This is a genomic window from Serratia sp. NCCP-200 (assembly GCF_059697885.1).
In genome coordinates, this window is the sequence record NZ_BAAKUJ010000001.1 from 680,145 (window position 1) to 699,673 (window position 19,529).

The 19,529-nt window shown below is 54.2% G+C and carries 17 protein-coding genes; 14 read left to right on the forward strand and 3 right to left on the reverse strand.

Translation table 11 applies throughout. From position 1 onward, the window contains the following. Positions 1-3,200, reverse strand: a 3,200-nt coding sequence (gene pulA / locus AC6HVW_RS03180) for a pullulanase-type alpha-1,6-glucosidase (RefSeq protein WP_497569265.1), incomplete at its 3' end; no start/stop codon positions are given. A gap of 465 nt (positions 3,201-3,665) precedes the next feature. Between pulA and gspC the strand changes: the two genes are divergently transcribed. From gspC to AC6HVW_RS03250, 14 genes are all read left to right on the forward strand, one after another. Continuing rightward, positions 3,666-4,520, forward strand: a complete 855-nt coding sequence (gspC, locus tag AC6HVW_RS03185; RefSeq protein WP_071681056.1) for a type II secretion system protein GspC — start codon at positions 3,666-3,668, stop codon at positions 4,518-4,520. Between the two features lie 18 nt (positions 4,521-4,538). Then, the gene (gene gspD, locus AC6HVW_RS03190; RefSeq protein ID WP_186486663.1) at positions 4,539-6,503 is read left to right on the forward strand and encodes a type II secretion system secretin GspD; all 1,965 of its coding nucleotides are present in this window, start codon (positions 4,539-4,541) and stop codon (positions 6,501-6,503) included. After that, positions 6,500-8,005 (forward strand): type II secretion system ATPase GspE, encoded by a 1,506-nt coding sequence (gspE, locus tag AC6HVW_RS03195; RefSeq protein ID WP_186486652.1) that lies wholly within the window; start codon positions 6,500-6,502, stop codon positions 8,003-8,005. The genes gspD and gspE overlap by 4 nt, the downstream gene beginning before the upstream one ends. 1 nt (position 8,006) lies before the next feature. Further along, positions 8,007-9,230 carry a type II secretion system inner membrane protein GspF gene (gspF, locus tag AC6HVW_RS03200; protein ID WP_071681054.1) on the forward strand — a complete coding sequence of 408 codons (1,224 nt, stop codon included), beginning with the start codon at positions 8,007-8,009 and terminating at the stop codon, positions 9,228-9,230. Positions 9,231-9,258: 28 nt separating this feature from the next. Continuing rightward, positions 9,259-9,687 carry a type II secretion system major pseudopilin GspG gene (gene gspG / locus AC6HVW_RS03205; protein WP_059201257.1) on the forward strand — a complete coding sequence of 143 codons (429 nt, stop codon included), beginning with the start codon at positions 9,259-9,261 and terminating at the stop codon, positions 9,685-9,687. Continuing rightward, entirely contained in the window at positions 9,687-10,238 is a 552-nt protein-coding gene (gene gspH, locus AC6HVW_RS03210; RefSeq protein ID WP_071681053.1) for a type II secretion system minor pseudopilin GspH, read from the forward strand. Before gspG ends, gspH begins: the two co-directional genes overlap by 1 nt. Then, complete coding sequence (gene gspI, locus AC6HVW_RS03215) at positions 10,235-10,600, forward strand: type II secretion system minor pseudopilin GspI (protein ID WP_137751172.1); 366 nt, start codon at positions 10,235-10,237, stop codon at positions 10,598-10,600. The genes gspH and gspI overlap by 4 nt, the downstream gene beginning before the upstream one ends. Next, on the forward strand, positions 10,597-11,196 hold the full coding sequence (gspJ, locus tag AC6HVW_RS03220; protein WP_071681051.1) for a type II secretion system minor pseudopilin GspJ: 600 nt from the start codon (positions 10,597-10,599) through the stop codon (positions 11,194-11,196). Before gspI ends, gspJ begins: the two co-directional genes overlap by 4 nt. After that, positions 11,193-12,179, forward strand: a complete 987-nt coding sequence (gene gspK / locus AC6HVW_RS03225; protein WP_071681050.1) for a type II secretion system minor pseudopilin GspK — start codon at positions 11,193-11,195, stop codon at positions 12,177-12,179. Before gspJ ends, gspK begins: the two co-directional genes overlap by 4 nt. Continuing rightward, entirely contained in the window at positions 12,179-13,378 is a 1,200-nt protein-coding gene (gspL, locus tag AC6HVW_RS03230) for a type II secretion system protein GspL (protein ID WP_497569266.1), read from the forward strand. The genes gspK and gspL overlap by 1 nt, the downstream gene beginning before the upstream one ends. Beyond that, positions 13,371-13,859, forward strand: coding sequence for a type II secretion system protein M (locus AC6HVW_RS03235; RefSeq protein WP_071681048.1), 489 nt, complete (start codon positions 13,371-13,373; stop codon positions 13,857-13,859). Before gspL ends, AC6HVW_RS03235 begins: the two co-directional genes overlap by 8 nt. Then, positions 13,849-14,592: a type II secretion system protein N gene (locus tag AC6HVW_RS03240; RefSeq protein WP_447889472.1), complete on the forward strand. Its 744-nt coding sequence runs from the start codon at positions 13,849-13,851 to the stop codon at positions 14,590-14,592. Before AC6HVW_RS03235 ends, AC6HVW_RS03240 begins: the two co-directional genes overlap by 11 nt. 49 nt (positions 14,593-14,641) lie before the next feature. Then, a complete protein-coding gene (locus AC6HVW_RS03245) occupies positions 14,642-15,484 on the forward strand; it encodes a prepilin peptidase (protein WP_497569267.1) in 843 nt (280 codons plus the stop codon). A gap of 132 nt (positions 15,485-15,616) precedes the next feature. Further along, complete coding sequence (locus tag AC6HVW_RS03250; protein ID WP_081366987.1) at positions 15,617-16,711, forward strand: succinylglutamate desuccinylase/aspartoacylase family protein; 1,095 nt, start codon at positions 15,617-15,619, stop codon at positions 16,709-16,711. Positions 16,712-16,792: 81 nt separating this feature from the next. Here the strand turns inward: AC6HVW_RS03250 and AC6HVW_RS03255 are convergent, their stop codons facing one another. Together AC6HVW_RS03255 and AC6HVW_RS03260 are read right to left on the reverse strand one after the other, a co-directional pair. Then, on the reverse strand, positions 16,793-18,070 hold the full coding sequence (locus AC6HVW_RS03255; RefSeq protein ID WP_071681045.1) for an MFS transporter: 1,278 nt from the start codon (positions 18,068-18,070) through the stop codon (positions 16,793-16,795). Then, the gene (locus AC6HVW_RS03260; RefSeq protein ID WP_071681044.1) at positions 18,067-19,482 is read right to left on the reverse strand and encodes a M20 family metallopeptidase; all 1,416 of its coding nucleotides are present in this window, start codon (positions 19,480-19,482) and stop codon (positions 18,067-18,069) included. The genes AC6HVW_RS03255 and AC6HVW_RS03260 overlap by 4 nt, the downstream gene beginning before the upstream one ends. Between the last annotated feature and the right edge of the window lie 47 nt (positions 19,483-19,529).

Genomic DNA, 19,529 nt, shown 5'->3' on the forward strand with positions numbered 1-19,529 from the left:
ACCGACCAGGCGGGAACTGTAACGCTGCCCTCTGCGGTAATATTGACACCGGAGGCGAGTGAGCGGTCTCCCAGGTTTTGTTGGATTGCGCTCAGGGTGAGATTTTCACCGGTAAAGTCATTAAGCGTTCTGGCTTCCGGCGCTGCGTTGATGATAACGACTAACGCATCGGCTTGGGGATCAAGATCGTTTCCGGCCTGAACTCCGTCATCAATGGTCATTACCAGTAAGCCCAGTTGCTGTTCTGCGCCCGTGTTACGGAAATCGACACGTTTCATCACTTCGTGGCCGCTACCCAAGGCAATCAGAGGCGAGGATTGGCGCAGTTGCGTGAGTTCCTGATAGAACGAGTTCATCTGCGCGATCTCTGTTTGGCCAGGTGTGGCAACAGCATCTTTTACGCTGGCGATCAGCGAATAGTTGTCACCGTCATCGCTGATGCGTGGCATACCAACGTTGAAGTTGTTGTCTTGATAGCTGTAATCCACACGGTTGAACCAGTCCCCGGCATCATATGAGTCACGGGTAAATGACTTGGAACGCAACAGCTCTGAGCCTTGTTGATCGAATGCTAGCCCTTGGCCCAACAACGTAGTGGCCAGTGACACCGCCTGCATGCGTACGCGAGTGGTGAGATCGGCTTCACGTGCGGCTTTGTAGCTGATCATATCCCATAAGGTTTGGTTGTCGTGTTTGGAAACATAGTTGACCACTTCGGTCGGATCGTTGGCATAACCCCCAATCGCCCCGTTATAGTCAATTTCGCTGCCTTTTTTGACGGAGCCGTCTTTATCGATCAACAGGAATTCAGCCAGGTTGCCGGCCATGCCCAGACGGGTCAGATCGGCCAGATGGCGCACGGTATCCTCGTTTTGCTGGGTCAACTCGTTAGCCAATACTCCGGCACCGTTACCCACCCCCTGGTTTTGACGCAAGGCATCACCAGAGTCAAACGGGCCGCCTCCGCGAACAGCATCACGCAGACGATCGGAGAAGGTGCCAATGCCGGTGCCTTTTAACGTGATCTGCGAAGCGATTTCGAAGCGATCGTCCTGACCTGAATTCCAACCTTCACCAAAGAAATAAACGTTGGGGTTCACCGATTTTACTTTCTCCCGGGCCGCCAGGATTTGTGCTTTCGGATGATAGCCCATCAGGTCAAAGCGGAATCCGTCAATCTTGTAGTCTCGGCTCCAGACCACCAGAGAGTCTTCAATCAGTTTGGCAAACATCCGGTGTTCGGGGGCCGAGTCGGAACAGCAGGTGGCCGACTCTACACTGCCCGTAGTTTCATTCAAACGTTGATAATACCAGGGCACGATTTTATCCAGCACCGAGGTACGATCCGTTGGGCCAGCCGCATTGGTATGGTTATAAACCACGTCCATGATGATGTTCATACCCAGTTGCTGTTTGATGGTCTGCACCATGGTACGAAACTCTTTGATGCGGGCAGTGCCTTCGGGATTGGTAGCATAAGAACCTTCAGGCACCGTGTAGTGGAACGGATCATAACCCCAGTTGTAGGAGTCAGTCTGTGCCACATAGCCATTCAATTCCTGCACCTGCGGGTTATCCTGGCTGTCATTCTGTTTCAGTTCTTCTAGTACATCACCGATGGTGGTTGAACTCCCACAGTAGCCAGCAAAACGGCTTTGCTTAACGGCGCTGTTCAGTTCACAAAGCCGACTGAATGGATGGGTGAGATCCGCCACTTTGTCGCTGAACTCATTGACGGTTGCCAGATCGAACACCGGTAACAATTCAATATGGGTTACGCCAGCTTGCCCAAGCTGTCTGAGATGCTGCACCATATTGCTGTCACTGGCGGTCAACGCCAGATATTTACCCCGTACCTGTTCAGGAACGGTCTGATCCCAGGCGGAAAGATCGCGGATATGCGACTCATGGATGACCATCTTGGCAATATCAGCCTGGCTGGTCTGTGGGTGTGGCATTGCCAGACCGTCCCAGCCTTCTGGTTTCAACGCGCTGTCATTGAGATCCACGACCTGGCTGTATTCGGAGTTCGTGGAGAGGCTATGGGAGTAAGGGTCGGTGACCTCATACTGCTCCACTTTGCGCGATTGCGGATGATAAACGGTCAGGGCGTAACGATAAAAAGCGTCTTTAAGGTCATGACTTCCTTGATATGACCAGGCACCGGAATCGTTATCTCTGGTCATCGGATGGCTACCAATGACTTTTTTATCCGCACTGTAGATCACCAGTTCTGCCTGCTGGGCCGTGGGTGCCCAGACACGGAAAGTGACGCCAGAATCGGTCAGCAGAGCACCATATTCCAGGCCTTCCGCTGCGGCTGAGAAGCGATCATCGAGAACGCCTGCGGTCTGTACCTGGGTGGCTGAAATAAGGATGCCGTCCTGATTGGCGGCCAGGGCGACGGTCTCGCCGCTAAGCAGTTCGTCTACTTTTGCATTGTCCGGCAATTTGAAGGCGGCATAACCCGCAAGGTGAGGGAAGCGTGAACCCAGTTCCTGGTTGATGCTGGTCGGTGTCAGCGAAAGATAGCGATCGGTAAACTTCCCTTCGCTGTTGGCGGCCACTTTGCCATTGTGGTTGTAGTACAGACGTACGATAGGTTTCCCTTCCCCGGCTGGCCACAGCAGGGTGTGTTTATCTACCCAATGGGCTTCAGCCAGAGCCACCCCGAAGGCCGCGCGGAAAGCTTCGGCACGGGTATCATAAAGCGTACTGCTGCCTGCAAGCGTAGAAACGGTCCTGTCAGGAAAATCACTGAACGATAAACGCATATCCGCATCAATCAGCTTATTGGTGCCATCACGCAGAATGAAGTTGATACACCCAGTGGTTTTGCTCAGAGGTAGCACCCAATACGGGCCATAACTGTCGCTGCCTGTCGGTGTTGTACTGGTGTCATTCCAGTCCCCAGAGGGGTTATCCAGGGCGTCACAGGTGTCGTTATTCCACAAAAACAGGTTCTTGGTACTGTAATCAGCGGCGGAGCCGCTGGTGATACCAGCAATATCGACCAGATGAATGACCGCCTGGTTTTCACCTGCCATGACGGCTTCGCCAGGCATGGCTATGTCAGGCAGACGTGCAATCGGCTCTTGGTTGTTGGTATCGGGGCTAACGTCTGAAGAATTATTATTATCACAGCCGCTCAATATGACGAGCGAGCCGAAAAGTAGGGCATTACAGGTATTTTTCAGCATTCTAAATTCCCTATCAGGCTTGCATTATAGAAAGTAAAAAATCGTATCAATGTGTAAAGCAGTGGTATTAGATATTGCATGATAAGGAGGAGCATCCTCCTGCTTTAGGAGGAGGAGGGGCGTAGGTGGAAGGAGGACGCGAAGTTTAGAGTAGGGAGATCAAACGGGTTAAACCGCTTTTATGCTAGCGAGATTAAGAAATAAATAGCTATAAAAACAGAAAGATAAATTATTTCGATAAGCAAAAATAATGATTTATTATTGAGGGGAGTATGTATAAAGTAACCCTTTCTGAGAGGATGTATTCAGAAACGTAAGGGCTGATGGAGGTACTGAGTTGTAAGGTTTCAGTCATAACCTTACATATTCTCCAACGACAATGCCCCCAACGATATGCCCACCGATTGACTGATATCGGTGAACTTCTAACTGGCGTAAACAGAGAAGCAGGCAAAGGAAGGCAAGATGCGATTTTCTGTATTGTTATCGGTATGCAGAGAGGCTACTTTCAGGCTGTTCACGCCGCGATGGGCTTTATGCGTTCTGTCACTGTTGATTTGCAATCAACTCGCCTTGCTCACCTGGCACGGGCTCCTGCCCCCTGAAATATCCCCCGTACGCTTATCCAAAGCAGACTTCGCACCAGTAACAACTGGCGTTGGAGGTGAGTCTGAACGTTACCGCTTCACCCTCTTTGGTACTTCGCTACCCTCATCTTCCGCCGCTGAGCATTCTGTCTCTGACCAAGCCCTGCGTAACGCACCGCCTTCTTCTCTCAAGCTAAACCTGACCGGCATTGTCGCCAGCCCCAGTCCAGAGCGTTCCATCGCCATTATCGCCAAAGATAGCAAACAGTTCAGCCTTGGCGTGGGGGAGAAGGTGCCTGGTTATGACGCCCGAATTGCGTCAATTTTTGCCGATCGTATCGTGATCGCCTATCAGGGGAATTATGAATCGTTGTTGCTGTTCAGCGAGCAACCCGAGGCCGCTAAAAGTGACAAAAAAACCTCAGCGTCGCAGCTCAAGGCACAACTGCAAAAGCAGCCGCAAAGCATTCTCAATTACCTGAATATCTCACCGGTGATGGTGGATGACAAACTCATCGGCTATCGACTCAATCCGGGCAAACAAGGCGAGTTATTCCGCAAGGTCGGGCTGCAGGAAAACGATCTTGCCATAGCGCTAAATGGCCTGGATCTGCGTGATGCACAGCAGGCTCAACAGGCATTGAAACAGCTTTCAGAACTCAGTGAACTGAATCTTACCGTTGAGCGTGGCGGTCAGTTACAGGATATCTATTTGGCTCTTGGAGATGACTAATTGTTGAATACAAAAATAATCAGGAGCTTACGCATTGTGCTACTGGCGGTGATGCTGCTTGGTACTCGGCAGGGCTGGAGTGCCGAGTTTTCTGCCAGCTTCAAGGGCACGGATATTCAGGAGTTTATTAATACGGTCAGCAAGAACCTGAATAAAACGGTGATTATCGATCCTGCCGTGCGCGGCACTATCACCGTACGCAGTTATGACATGCTCAATGAGGAGCAGTATTACCAGTTCTTCCTCAGCGTGCTGGACGTTTATGGCTTTGCCGTGGTGGATATGCGTAACGGCGTGTTGAAAGTGGTGCGCTCCAAGGATGCGAAAACCGCTGCGGTGCCGGTAGCCAGTGATGCTCAGCCGGGCGAGGGTGATGAAGTGGTGACACGTGTCGTGCCGGTCAATAACGTGGCGGCACGCGATCTTGCCCCGTTACTCCGTCAATTGAACGATAACGCCGGGGCTGGCAGTGTTGTGCATTATGAGCCTTCCAACGTGTTGCTGATGACCGGGCGTGCAGCGGTTATCAAACGTTTGATGGCGATTGTTGAACGCGTTGACAAGGTCGGTGACCGTAGTGTGGTCACGGTACCGTTGGCTTACGCGTCAGCTGCTGAAGTCGTCAAACTGGTCACCGAATTAACCAAGGATGCCAGCAAATCAGCGATGCCAAGCCTGATGGTAGCCAATCTTGTTGCGGATGAGCGAACCAACTCGGTCCTGGTCAGCGGAGAACCCAACTCTCGCCAGCGGATCATCGCCATGATCAAGCAGCTGGATCGTGAGCAGGCCGTGCAAGGCAATACCAAAGTGATTTACCTGAAGTATGCCAAAGCCACCGATCTGGTTGAGGTGTTGACTGGCGTCAGTACCAGTATTCAAAGTGAGCAACAGAATGCCAAGCCAGCGGAAGCACTGCGTAAAGACATCACCATCAAAGCCCATGAGCAAACCAATTCACTGATACTGACGGCGGCTCCGGATGTCATGCGGGATCTGGAGAAGGTGATAGCTCAGTTGGATATTCGCCGTGCACAGGTACTGGTAGAGGCGATTATCGCAGAGGTACAAGACGCCGATGGTTTGAACCTGGGGATCCAGTGGGCTAACAAGAATGCTGGAGTGACGCAGTTCACCAATACCGGTTTGCCTATCACCACGGCGATTGCCGGCGCCAATCAATACAATCAGGACGGGACGGTGAATAGTACCCTGGCCAGCGCTCTCAGCAGTTTTAACGGTATTGCTGCCGGTTTTTATCAGGGCAATTGGGCAATGCTGCTGACCGCGCTTTCCAGCAGTAGCAAAAATGACATTCTGGCGACACCGAGCATTGTCACGCTTGACAACATGGAGGCCACGTTCAATGTCGGCCAGGAAGTTCCTGTCCTCTCCGGCTCGCAAACGACGTCGGGCGATAATATTTTCAACACGGTGGAGCGTAAAACCGTCGGCATTAAGCTGAAAGTCAAACCGCAGATCAACGAAGGGGACTCCGTGCTGCTGGAGATCGAGCAGGAGGTTTCCAGTGTGGCTGATGCGGCGTCCAGCAGCAGTGCTAATCTGGGGGCGACCTTTAATACTCGCACGGTCAATAACGCGGTGCTGGTAGGCAGCGGTGAAACCGTGGTGGTGGGTGGCTTGCTGGATAAAACCGTCCGCGACAGCAGCGACAAGGTTCCGGTGCTGGGGGATATCCCGGTGCTGGGCTATCTGTTCCGCTCCAACAGCAAACAGGTTTCCAAGCGCAACCTGATGCTGTTCATCCGCCCGTCGATCATCCGGGATCGTGACCAGTATCGCCAGGCCTCCTCAGAAAAGTATCAGGCTTTTAATCAGGAACAAGACCATCAGCGTGGCCAACAAGGGAGCGAAGCCACGCTGAATAACGAAGTATTGAAGTTGCCACCCGATCAAAACGGTGCCACTTTCCGCCAGGTTAATGCCGCGATCAGCGCATTCTATTCAACGGGGGGGCGATGAATACCCTCCCCGAGGACCTGAGTGAATTACGCCCGCAGTTGCCATTTGCCTATGCGCGCGAGCAACGCATTTTGCTGTTGCGGGATCATGCGGGGTGCCGTGTGCTCCGTCTGGCGGAAACCACCGCCACAGCATTGCTTGAGGCTCGTAGGGTGGCTGGGTGTGGGCTGACTATCAGCACGGTGTCGGGTGAAGAGTTTGAGAAACAACTGGTGATCAGCTACCAGCGCGATTCGCAAGAGGCGCGACGCATGATGACCGATATCGGCAATGAAATGGATTTTTATACCCTGGCAGAAGAGCTACCCGACAGCGACGACTTGCTGGATGCCGATGATGATGCCCCGATTATCCGCCTGATCAATGCGATGCTGACGGAAGCCATCAAGGATAAAGCCTCGGATATCCACATTGAAACCTATGAACGCCATTTGCAGATCCGTTTCCGGGTCGATGGCGTGTTGCGTGAAATTCTGCGCCCTCAGCGGCGGTTGGCCTCTTTATTGATATCGCGCATCAAGGTCATGGCACGGCTGGATATTGCCGAGAAGCGGATCCCCCAGGATGGGCGCATGGCACTGCGAATCGGCGGCCGAGCCATTGATGTGCGGGTTTCGACCTTACCGTCTAATTATGGTGAACGAATTGTTCTGCGTTTACTGGATAAAAACAGCGTCAGTCTGGATCTCGCCGCGCTTGGTATGTCTTCACATAATCGGCGGCAGATCGATGAACTGATCCAGCGGCCACACGGCATTATTCTCGTCACCGGTCCTACAGGTTCGGGTAAGAGCACCACCCTCTATGCAGCATTGAGCCGCCTCAATGCCAGCGAACGCAATATCATGACGGTCGAAGACCCGATCGAGTATGAACTCGAGGGTATCGGCCAGACGCAGGTAAACCCCAAGGTAGATATGACATTTGCTCGCGGTCTGCGAGCCATTCTGCGTCAGGATCCTGATGTAGTGCTGGTTGGGGAAATCCGCGACAGCGAAACCGCTCAGATTGCGGTTCAGGCATCTCTGACAGGGCACCTGGTACTCTCCACGCTGCACACCAACAGCGCGCTGGGGGCCTTATCGCGGCTGCAGGATATGGGCATCGAGCCTTTTTTGCTTTCCACCTCATTACTGGCCGTGCTGGCACAGCGACTGGTTCGCACACTCTGCCCCGATTGTCGCCAAACTTACTCCGCCGATCCGGTCCTGGCCGATCAGATGGGGATTTTACCCGGAACCCCATTATGGCAGCCGAAAGGATGCTCGCAGTGTAATTTTACCGGTTACCGTGGGCGTACGGGTATCCATGAGCTGCTGCTGATTGATGACCGAGTGCGTACGGCGATCCATCAGGGAGAGAGTGAATTCGCGATTGCTCGTCAATTACGTCATGAGTACAAGACATTGCGCCAGGGGGGATTGGAAAAAGTGTTGGCGGGTGAGACCAGTTGGGAAGAGGTGATCCGCGTGACCGAAAGCCAGTCTCAGGAAGAGGGATGACATGGCCCTATTTCATTATCAGGCGCTAGACGAGCGCGGCAAAAAACGACGGGGAGTGCAGGAAGCGGATTCAGCCCGCCATGCCCGTCAACTTTTACGGGAACAGGGGTTGGTCCCTGTAAGCCTGGACGAAGGGCAGGATGAACGCCAGCAGGCCCAAAGCGGGCGGCGTCTTTCATGGGGGCGGGGGATTAGCAGTGCCGATCTGGCGTTGTTGACTCGTCAGCTTGCGACCTTGGTCGCCGCTTCCTTACCCTTGGAGGAGGCGCTGGATGCCGTGGCAAAACAGAGTGAAAAACCCCGTCAGCGCAGCCTGATGGCCGCAGTGCGCACCAAAGTACTGGAGGGACATTCCTTGGCTGAAGCCATGAGCGCTTATCCCACCAGTTTTGAGCGGCTGTACTGCGCGATGGTGGCGGCGGGTGAAGCTTCTGGTCATCTGGATCTGGTTCTGAACCGGTTGGCGGATTACACCGAGCAGCGCCAGCAAATGCGAGCTCGTATCCTGCAGGCGATGATCTACCCCTGCGTGCTGACGGTGGTCGCCATCAGTGTGATCGCCATTTTACTTTCCGCCGTCGTGCCCAAGGTGGTGGAACAGTTCATTCACATGAAGCAGGCACTTCCGCTATCCACTCGTGTGCTGATGGGGCTGAGTGACGGAGTTCGAGCCTTTGGCCCTTGGGTGCTGCTGTTGCTGTTATTGGCGCCGATGCTGCTGCGTCTGTTGCTGCGCCAAGAAGCCCGGCGCATTGCTTTCCATCGGCAGTTGCTGCGCCTCCCGGTGATCGGACGCATCGCACGAGGGCTCAATACTGCCCGTTACGCCAGAACGCTAAGCATTCTCAATGCCAGCGCGGTGCCATTACTGCAAGCGATGCGCATCAGCGGAGAGGTATTAACCAATGAATATGCGCGCCGCCAGCTGTCACTGGCAACGGAATCTGTGCGCGAGGGGGTGAGCCTGCATCGGGCTCTGGAAATCACTGCGCTGTTTCCCCCGATGATGCGGCACATGATCGCCAGCGGTGAACGCAGTGGAGAACTGGACAGCATGCTGGAACGTGCGGCAGACAACCAGGATCGGGAGTTTACTGCCCAAATGCAGTTGGCATTGGGGCTTTTTGAGCCCTTGTTGGTAGTGAGTATGGCGGGCGTGGTGCTGTTTATCGTTTTGGCGATCCTGCAGCCAATCCTGCAATTAAATACCTTGATGAGTATGTAAATTCAATCTGCAAATAACGGAGAGAAAAATGCGGCAACAGCGTCAGCGAGGTTTTACCCTGCTGGAAATTATGGTGGTGATTGTGATCCTGGGCATCTTGGCGAGTCTGGTAGTGCCTAACCTGATGGGAAATAAAGAGAAGGCGGACCATCAGAAGGTCGTCAGCGATATTGTCGCGCTGGAGAGCGCATTGGATATGTACAAGCTGGATAACGGTCGATATCCCACCACCGAACAAGGGTTGCAGGCACTGGTGACCAAGCCCTCGGCACAACCGGAACCGCGCAATTATCCCCAAGGTGGCTATATTCGCCGTTTGCCACAGGATCCTTGGGGGGCAGACTATCAGTTGCTTAGCCCAGGCCAACACGGTCAGTTAGACGTTTTCTCTTATGGCCCCGATGGCATACCGGACACCGAGGATGATATCGGTAACTGGACGATTGGGAAGAAGTAGTGCGCCAACGCGGCTTTACGTTGTTGGAAATGATGCTGGTTGTGCTGCTGATCGGGAGTGCAGCCAGTTTGGTGATCATGTCATTTCCGGCCATGCAACAAAATAACCCGCAGCTACAGCTGAAACGTTTTCAGGCTCAGTTGGCGTTTGCCATGGATGCCGCGGTGCAAAATGACCAGTTGCTGGGGATCCGGGTTCGACCTGACGGCTGGCAATTCCAAATGCTACAGCGTCAGGCCGCTGAAAAACGCGGGGCGGTATCTGGCTCGGATAGTTGGCAAGGTTACGTCTGGCAGAATTGGCAACCCCGTCAGGCGGCGTTAGGGAGCCAAATGCCTGATGATATTCGGCTCAAGCTGCATTTCCCCGATCGGCAGGAGTGGCCGCGTGCTGCGGAATCGGCACCGGAACCCGATATTCTGCTGTTACCTGGCGGGGAGATTACGCCGTTTGAGCTGGTGTTCAGTGAGGCCGGTAGCCAGCCATTAGTATGGCTGCGGGTCGACGACGTGGGCGCGATCGAATCGTCAGTAAACGGAGCAGCACAGTGAGCGCCCAAAGAGGGATGACGTTGCTGGAAGTGCTGGTGGCACTGATCGTTTTCGCCTTGGCGGGGTTAGCCGTGCTGCAAACCACGGCACAACAGGCTGGCAGTATTGGCCGTATGGAGGAAAAAATACTGGCAAGTTGGTTGGCGGATAATCAACAGGCCAGGTTACATCTTGATAAAACCTGGCCGGAAAAGCGCTGGGTCGGCACCACGGTGACCTATGCTGGCGAGGAATGGTCTGTACGCTGGCAGGGGGTTGATACCGAACTGGGTCAATTACGGGCACTGGATGTTGAGGTGCGGCGTCATAAAGAAGAGGCTGCGCCAGTGGTTTCTTTACGCAGCTACGTGGTGCGGGAATGAATGGTCGCAGCCAGCGGGGCTTCACGTTGCTTGAGATGCTGTTGGCATTGGCAATTTTTGCTGCGTTGAGCATCAGCGCCTTCCAGGTGTTGCAGGGGGTGATGCGCAATGATGAGATTTCGCAGCGCAAGGCGCAGCGGTTGGCCGAACTTCAACGTGCCTTTATGCAGTTGGAAGGGGATTTCGGTCAGATCATCCCTCGCCATCACAGAGGGAATGAACGCGTATTTTCCGCGGCGCGCTATCAATTAAAAAGTGAGGACTGGGGCGTCTCTTTCATGCGCAACGGTTGGCAAAACCCGATGGGAATGTTGCCCCGCGCCGAGTTACAACCGGTGGCATATCGTCTGCGCCATCAGCAGTTAGAGCGGTTGAGCTATGCCCATGCAGATCCGCTCGTTGGGGAAGCGCCGGTGGTCAAGGTCTTGCTCAATGGGGTCAGTGTCTTTCGTCTGCGCTTTTTTGCTGAAGGGACGTGGCGGGAGAGTTGGGACAACGCGTCGGTTTTGCCGCAGGGGATTGAAGTGACATTAGTGGTTGCTGGCGTGGGTGAATTGACCCGTCTGTTTTTGATCACGGCGGTGGGGCAAGAATGAGGGCGCAGCAAAAGGGCGTTGCCCTGCTGGTGGTGTTGCTGATCCTGGCGCTGATGGTGACGATTGCTGCGACCATTGCCGAGCGAAACGGGCGTACCTATCTGCGCACAGCGGCTCATTTGGATCGCCAGCAGGCAAAATGGTATGCCCGCTCGGCAGAAGCACTGGCGGTAAAAATTTTGCAACGAGACGCGCTGGACTCACCGAATAAAACGCATTTGGCGCAAAACTGGGCGCAAGAACAGCGCCGTTTCCCCGTTGAAGGCGGGGAGGTGTTGGGGCAGATTGTTGATGGGCAGGCCTGCTTTAATCTCAATGCCATTAACCAAGGGGCAGCCAGTGAGGGGATGCAGCCGACATTGCCTTATCCTAGCCAGGTTTTTAGGCAGCTGTTAATCAACCTTGGGGAAGAGCCCCTGCGTGCGACGCAGATAGCCGCAGCACTGCGCGACTGGGTAGACAGTGATAGCGAATCAGTTATTGATGGGGCTGAAGATGAGGTCTATATGGCCCAGGCGGTGGCTTACTTGCCAGCCAATCAACCCATGCAGGATGTCAGCGAGTTGCGCACCGTCTCAGGGGTTGATGCCAGCCTTTATCGGCGTCTTTTGCCTTACGTTTGCGCGCTGCCAACCCAGACGCTATTGGTAAACGTTAATACCCTGAGTGAGTCTCAAGGGCCATTACTGGCGGCGCTATTTCTCAAGGAGCTTGATACAGCCATGGCGACTCGATTGTTACAACAGCGTCCACGTGAAGGGTGGAGCAGTACGACGGCATTTTTGGCACAGGTTGCCCTGAAGGACATCGACACCTCAATGGTCAGATCGCTGTTGACGATAAAGAGTGGGCTGTTTTTAGCCAGTTTCACCGTGCTGATGGGGGAGACTCACTATAGCCAGCGCAGCCTGTTGCGCAAAGCCGGTAACAGTTTCCAGGTAGTACAGCGGCAATATGGATTAAGCATGATGGTGGAGCCTTGATGCCTAACAGAAAGCCCCGTGAGCAAGCCAGGTTGATATTGCGCTTACCCAGCGATGAAACGCAGCCAGTGCTGTGGTATTTCGCCTCAGCAGATGGTCATCAGCAAGGCAGCTTGGCTATGGGGGGGAACGATGACCAATTGGTGAGCCTGCTTGCCAGATATCCTGCCTGGGTATTGGTGCCTGCGAGTGAGTTGGTTTTCCATCGTGTGACGCTGCCTCGTCGTGCCAGGTGTCAGAGTCTGCAAGTGCTGCCGTTTATGCTGGAGGAGCAACTGGCAACAGATATTGAACGGCTGCATTTTGCCATTTTGCAGCAAAGTGGTGATGTGTGTGACGTTGCGGTAGTTGATAAAAGCCTGATGCATCAGTGGATAGCCCGTTGTGAACGTCTGGGGGGGCAGGTGCAGGCAATGTTGCCAGATGTGCTGGCGTTACCCTTGGCCGCCGACGGTTGGAGTGCGGTCAGTCTCAATGATCAATGGTTGTTTCGCCGGGAAAAGCATGCCGGCATGATTGTTGAATCCTCCTGGCTATCGGAGTTTTTGGCCGTGTGGGCACCGCCGGTAATTGAAAGCTACTCCGCGCCACCAGCATCAACTGCTAGCCCTCCGGAATGGCGTGTTCAACCACCGCGGGATTTACTGCAGCTGGCGGCAGAAGGTGTGCACGATAGCGGAGCCGATCTGCGCCAGGGCGAATTCACCCGCTCTAGCCCCTGGCGTACACGATTACGCCCCTGGCGGACCGTGATGATGGCATTAACGGGGTATTTACTGCTGCTGTGTGTGAGCGCCGGGCTGTCTCATTACCGGCTTTGGCAACAGGCTGACCATTGGCGGCAGGAAAGTGTGCGGGTCTACCAACAGCTGTTTCCGGCTGATAAAAAGGTGGTTAATCCGCGCGTGCAGATGCAGCAGCACTTGCAACAATTACAACCCGTCGAGCAAGCCGGTGTGGTCGCACAGATGCGCCAATTGCAACAGCTGATGGCGGAGAACTCGGCAATCCGGTTCCAGGCACTGTCTTATGACGCTGGCCGTAAAGAGCTGAAAGTCGATATACAGGCGGCCTCTTTTCAGGCGTTGGAACAGTTTCAGGTTGCCGCCGGGCAGCGTTATCAGGTGCAACCTGGCGAAATCAAGCAGAATCCAACTGGGGTAGAGGGCCGACTGACTCTGGGGATAAAGGATGAATGAACTCAAGCGCCGCTGGCTACAGCTCAGCCTTCGGGAACGGGGGTTGGTATTAGGTTGTGGTGTATTGATTATCGTGAGCTTGTGCTACTACACACTATGGCTGCCCTGGCAACAGCAGGCTAGCCAATGGCAGCGTACTATCGCCCGTGAACAAAACACGGTGGAATGGATGTTGCAACAGGCTCCGCGCTTGCGCCAGCAAGGGACACAGCCTATACAGGAGGCATCTCTAAGCTTGTCGGCCAGGGTGGCACAGAGCGCTACAGCTCAAAACATGAACATTACCCGCATGCAGCCCCAGGGAGAGCGGCTAGCGGTCACGCTGGAACCTGGAGATTTTAATGCCCTGATGCTTTGGCTCACACAGTTGGAAAAGCGCTATAGCGTTCGCATTGTGGCGCTTGAGGTGGCGATGCGTCCCGATAAACCCGGATGGGTGACGGTAAACAAACTGATGCTGGAGCGCAGCGATGGGCGCTAAAGCCAAAAAGGCCGTGCTTTTGTTGGCCTGTTATCTCCTATTGCTGGGAGGCCATGCGCCGGCACGGGTATTACAAGCTTTTATACCCGCAGATATGAAGGTCGGTGGCTTTTCGGGTTCCCTGTGGCAGGGCAGTTTGCACCAGTTAAGCTGGCGTAACATTATGCTGGCCAAGCTGAACTGGCAGTTCACTTTTTCCTCTTGGATGCCAGCCTTGGAGATTGAGCTACGAGATCCGCAAGGCTTGCAGGGAGCCGGTATCCTGCGTGGTTGGCAGGATCTTCAACTGCATGAGTGGCAACTCTCTGTTCCTGCAGATGTTGTGCGGCAGCAGTTGTCGTTACCTCTGCCGATCACCGCCCAGGGAGAACTGCGACTGCGGTTGCAACAAGGAGAGTTCAGTTCCACTGGCTGCCGGAGTCTTGGCGGTGGTGTTGTCAACTGGCAGCACGCACAGTTGGCGACTCCATTGGGAGCGTTGGAACTGGCCAACGTGCAAGGCCAATTGAGCTGTGATGGAAAAGGGGCTCTGGTGTTGGTGTTGAAACAAGACTCCTCTCATCTGAGCCTGACGGGGCGTGGCACCGTCGGAATTGACGGGCGCTATCAGTTCAACGGTCAGGTACGACGAGGACCGGTATTACCGGAGACGATGAGGCCACTGATAAATCAGTTAGGCAGGGCCAACGATCAGGGGCAGATACCCTGGCAGGTTCAGGGGCGGTTGCTGTAAATGGCACTAGGCTGACTGTAGGTACTTGACTGACTGTGGGGAGGTTTTATTGAGTTTATTACTGGATTTCACGGTTGCATTTCCCCTCATCTGGCTGTGTGTCGCGGGGATATTGGGGGCCATAGTGGGTAGCTTTCTCAACGTGGTGATTTATCGGTTACCGGTGATGCTGGAAAAGCAATGGCAGCGTGAGGCGCTCGTACAACTGGGGCTGCCCTTACCTGAATCCATACCGCGTTTTGATCTGCTATTACCGCGTTCCTGTTGCCCGCATTGCCAGCATCCTATTGCGGCCAGGGACAATATCCCCCTGCTGAGTTTTCTGTTGTTAAAGGGTAAGGCTCGTTGCTGTGGTGAGCGGATCCCAAGGCGCTACCCGCTGGTTGAAGTGGCAACGGCTATGATGTTTGTTCTGACGGCGCTTATATTCCCGCTAGGTTTCCCCTTGCTGGGCGCTTGGATCTTGCTCTCCTTTTTGCTGACGCTGGCAGTTATTGACCATCACACACAACTGTTGCCAGATGTGCTGACGTTGCCACTGCTGTGGATGGGACTTTTATTCAATATTCAGGGGCATTTTGCCTCGTTGGAACAGGCGACGATTGGCGCGGTGGCAGGTTATGTCTGCCTATGGAGCGTGTTCTGGCTATTCAAGCTGGCAACCGGTAAAGAGGCTCTCGGCTATGGTGATTTTAAATTACTTGCGGCGTTAGGGGCCTGGTTAGGTTGGCAAGCGTTGCCACAGGTGATTTTGGTGGCGGCGGCCAGTGGGCTGCTGGTTACGCTGATACAGCGCGGGTTGGCGAAACAAGATCTTAATCAAGCGTTAGCCTTTGGCCCCTGGCTCGCCGTGTCGGGCGCGGTCAATATGTTTATACCCTGGAGCTTTTAAGCGCCTATATCTTGATTGGAAGCGCTAGCAAGCGCACCCAGTCTTGTTCCTGAAGTACGACTTTTGTTAGTCGGTTGACCAATGATCAAGAAATCACACGCGTGTTACTTACTGATACTAAAGGGAATGGTTATGCATAAGATTACGATGTTGGCGGTGTTGCTTACGGGAATGCTTAATGCTCAGGCGGCAACGGTTTATACCGGAGATAAAATTGGGGGTAATCCGGTTATCAGCAAGTTGGATGTAGACGATCTGGAGGCAGGAAAGGTATATCGCTTCATGTTCCAGGGAACCAGCAATGGGATCGGTCAACATTGGTATGTTCCTGTTATGGTGGCCAAAGGTGCGCAGCCTGGTCCTAAGCTGGGTCTGCAAGCGGCGGTCCATGGTGATGAATTAAATGGTACCCGGGTGATACAGCAGGTGTTTGAAAAGCTGGATCCCGCAGAGTTGAAAGGCAGCGTGATCGGTGCCGTGGGTGCGAATCCTTCAGGCATGTTGGCCAATAACCGAAACTGGCAGTTGGCCAATGACGGCGGAGATATGGTCGATTTCAACCGGGTTTGGCCGGGTAAAGAAAAAGGTAACGCCGCCGAACAGCAGGCTTGGCTGCTATGGAATAATTTGTGGGCGGGCAATGCCACCCTGTTCGTTGATATGCACACACAGAGCCGGGGGACCGAATATCCCTTGTTCATCTATGCGGATTATCGTAACCCGCAGGTGAAGCAAATGGCTGAACTGTTCCCGGCGGACCAGATTAAAGCCGATCCTGGTGAGAAAGGCTCCGTCGAAACCACTTTCGTTGAGAACAAGATCCCTGCCATTACACTCGAAATTGGCAAACCCAAGCTCTATCAACCTGAACTTATCGCGCGCAGTTTGACAGGGGTGCGTAATCTGATGGTTCAACAAGGCATGACAGCCGGAACATTAGGGACAACGGCTAAAGAGCAAAAAACCTATATCGGTAATGAGATGAGCTCGATTCGAGCTGAGGTTGGCGGATTTGCCGAGGTTCTGGTTAAGGTCGGCGATACGGTGGTCAAAGGGCAGAAGGTGGCGGTTCAGCGTAATGCATTTGGCGACATCATTCGTGAATATACTGCGACCCATGATGGTCGAGTGTTAGCTATCGGCAATGATCCGTTGCGCGAACCCCGGGCTTTGCTGGTTCGTATCCTGTTCAACAATCCTGAACCCCAGTGTGCCGATGGTTGCTAATTGACGAGAGGTATTTACCCCCTTGAAGGGATCTTCAAGGGGGTAAATAGGCTAATTATTCCAATAGCCTTGGGTTGTTTATCAGGCCGAACGCAAATGCTTTCTGCTCCCTAACAGTGCCCAGCCGCTCAGCAGTGCCATCATCATCAGATAATAGCTTGGTGCCAGGCTGGTACCGGTCGCGGTGATCAGCAGGGTGCAGATCAGCGGCGCAAAGCCACCAAATACCGTCACCGCCACGTTGTAACTGATCGCCATACCGCTGGCCCGTGTCGCCATCGGGAACAAATCGGCCATCACCGAAGGCACCGTCGAGAAGTAAATGGACTTCAGCAAGGCCAGCCAGCCAACCATCAACATCAGCATCATCGGCGAAGTGCGGTTCACCACCAGCAGGAATGCCGGATAAATAGTCAGCAGCAGCAGGATCAGCGAACCCCACATCAACGGCAGGCGGCCGACTTTTTCCGCCCATAATCCCATTATCGGGGTAACGACCGTTAAAATCACACCGGCTAACAGGGTTGCACTAAAGGCGGCAGAACCGGACAGATTCAGGTTTTTGGTGGCGTAGGTGGGCACATAATTCAGCATGTAGTTGATGGCGGTGGAAATCACCATCAGCCCGATGGCCAGCAACAGCAGGTTTTTTTGATTACCGACCAGCATCTTTAACGGTGCTTCGGGTTTCTTCTGCTGTATGAAGCTGGCTGGTTCATGCACATGGCGGCGGATATACAGCCCCACCGGGCCGATCAGCAAGCCAAAAGCAAAGGGAATACGCCAGCCCCAGTCCTGGATTTGGCTTTCTGTCAGCCAGTGGGTCATCCCTAACCCGAAGGCGGAAGCCATCAGCGTGCTGGCGCCTTGCGTGGCAAACTGCCAACTGGCGATAAACGCCTTGCGCTCCGGGAAGTGTTCGACCAGAAAGGCAGTTGAACTGCCAAACTCCCCACCGGCGGAAAACCCCTGAATCAATCGGGCAATCAGGATCATCAGCGGAGCCGCCAGCCCAATGGTGGCGTAAGAAGGCATAAAGGTGATGATCGCACCGCCAAGCAGCATCAGGCTGATGGACATCAAAAGTGCCTTCTTGCGGCCGACCCGATCGGCGTAGGCACCGAGCACTACAGCACCCAGAGGGCGGATTAAGAATGAGACACCGAAGCTGCCGAAAGTCAGCAACAATGAAACGGCCGGATCCTCCGTAGGGAAAAAGGCATGGGCGATATAGCTGGCGAAAAAGCCATAAACCGCGATATCGAACCATTCCAACGCGTTGCCGATGCAGGTGGCAAACAGCGTTTTATACAAATTGGGCTTGGCCGCTACGCTATCCTGTTGGGCTATCGCGCTCATGAAGACTCTCCTGCCCGGCGTTGTGCCAGGATCGTGCTGCCATTTTCGCCCAACTCCCAGAACAGGTGAGTCATGATCTGCAATCCTTCACGAGTGATGGATTTCAGCATATGCTCATTGACCCCGTGTTGACCACAGGCCGGATAGGAGTGGGGGATCCACAGCGTGGGCAGTCCCAACGTATCGGCAAACACGTCATTAGGCAGCGAGCCACCCAGATTGGGCAGCAATGCGGGCTTTTTGCCGCTGGTTTGTTGCAGGATCTCAAGTGCCCAGGGAACGAGTGGGTCTTGTGGATTGAGCCGGGTGGCCGGTGAACCATGCAGCGATTCCACCTCCACATTGCCAAAGCCGTGTAATTGCAGATGCTGTTGGATATGGTTAACCAGATTTTGCCAGTCGGTACCGACCACGAAGCGCAGTTGGCATACCGCCGTTGCGCTGCCGGGGATGGCGTTCATTGGCCGAGCCGGGTTGCCCGTTTGATAGGCCAGTACTTCAAGCGTGTTCCAACCATAGAGGCGCTCGCTAGGGGTCAGGTCAGCTTCACCCCAGTTCTCATCGATCGCCGGATCGCCAGCTTGGCCGCCAACGCTGAGATCGCGCAAAATGGCACGCAGGTTGCTATCCAGAGGGGCGGGTTTCAGCGCTGCAACCTGTAACTGCCCGTGCTGATTAACCAGAGAAGCGATGGCATTAGCCAGTTGGGTTCCAGGATTGCTGAGTAATCCCCCCCAGTTGCCAGAGTGATAGGCGTTATCCCTGGCGTGAATGCTGAGGCGGAAATTGATACAGCCGCGTGAGCCTAGGAATAATGTGGGCTGTGTGGCGTTCAGCCGTGGGCCATCGGAGGCGATAAACAGATCGGCTTGCAGCAATTCGCGTTGCTGCTGGCAAATGGCCGCTAGCCCAGGGGAACTGATCTCTTCGCCCATTTCGAAAATCAGCTTGCAGTTGAACCCTAGTTTGCCCCCGCGTGCGTGGAAAACCTGCTCCAGCGCCGCCAGGTTAATACTGTGCTGGCCTTTGTTATCCGCGCTGCCACGGCCGTACCAACGATCGCCTTCTTCAGTCAATTCCCAAGGCGAAAGACCTGCGCGCCAGTTCTCGTCATCGCCGAAGACCACATCGCCGTGGCCATAGCTCAGCAGGGTAGGTAAGGAAGGATCTTCAATGCGTACGGCGATCAGAAACGGGCGGTTGGCCGCTTCCGGGTTATCGAACAGTTGTAACTCGAAACCCAGCGCCCGTAACGGCGGCATGATTTCCTGTTCGAGGTAGAGCAAAATGCCGGCATCGTCGTCATGCCGCTGGCTTTCGGTGGCCAGCGCGATGCGCCGCGCCAATATGCGGCGGAATTCGCCACTGTCAAAATACGCTGTCGCCAAAGCGACGGCCTGTTCACCCGTCATGATTATTTTCCCCGTTGTGTTTGCGTTGTGTTGTTTTACTTGTTGTG

Excerpts from the sequence above, each read along its gene's own strand:
- gspC (WP_071681056.1), top strand. The coding sequence starts at position 3,666 with ATGCGATTTTCTGTATTGTTATCGGTATGCAGAGAGGCTACTTTCAGG.
- gspE (WP_186486652.1), top strand. The coding sequence starts at position 6,500 with ATGAATACCCTCCCCGAGGACCTGAGTGAATTACGCCCGCAGTTGCCA.
- gspF (WP_071681054.1), top strand. The coding sequence starts at position 8,007 with ATGGCCCTATTTCATTATCAGGCGCTAGACGAGCGCGGCAAAAAACGA.
- gspG (WP_059201257.1), top strand. The coding sequence starts at position 9,259 with ATGCGGCAACAGCGTCAGCGAGGTTTTACCCTGCTGGAAATTATGGTG.
- gspJ (WP_071681051.1), top strand. The coding sequence starts at position 10,597 with ATGAATGGTCGCAGCCAGCGGGGCTTCACGTTGCTTGAGATGCTGTTG.
- gspK (WP_071681050.1), top strand. The coding sequence starts at position 11,193 with ATGAGGGCGCAGCAAAAGGGCGTTGCCCTGCTGGTGGTGTTGCTGATC.
- gspL (WP_497569266.1), top strand. The coding sequence starts at position 12,179 with ATGCCTAACAGAAAGCCCCGTGAGCAAGCCAGGTTGATATTGCGCTTA.
- AC6HVW_RS03235 (WP_071681048.1), top strand. The coding sequence starts at position 13,371 with ATGAATGAACTCAAGCGCCGCTGGCTACAGCTCAGCCTTCGGGAACGG.
- AC6HVW_RS03240 (WP_447889472.1), top strand. The coding sequence starts at position 13,849 with ATGGGCGCTAAAGCCAAAAAGGCCGTGCTTTTGTTGGCCTGTTATCTC.
- AC6HVW_RS03250 (WP_081366987.1), top strand. The coding sequence starts at position 15,617 with ATGCATAAGATTACGATGTTGGCGGTGTTGCTTACGGGAATGCTTAAT.
- AC6HVW_RS03255 (WP_071681045.1), bottom strand. The coding sequence starts at position 18,070 with ATGAGCGCGATAGCCCAACAGGATAGCGTAGCGGCCAAGCCCAATTTG.
- AC6HVW_RS03260 (WP_071681044.1), bottom strand. The coding sequence starts at position 19,482 with ATGACGGGTGAACAGGCCGTCGCTTTGGCGACAGCGTATTTTGACAGT.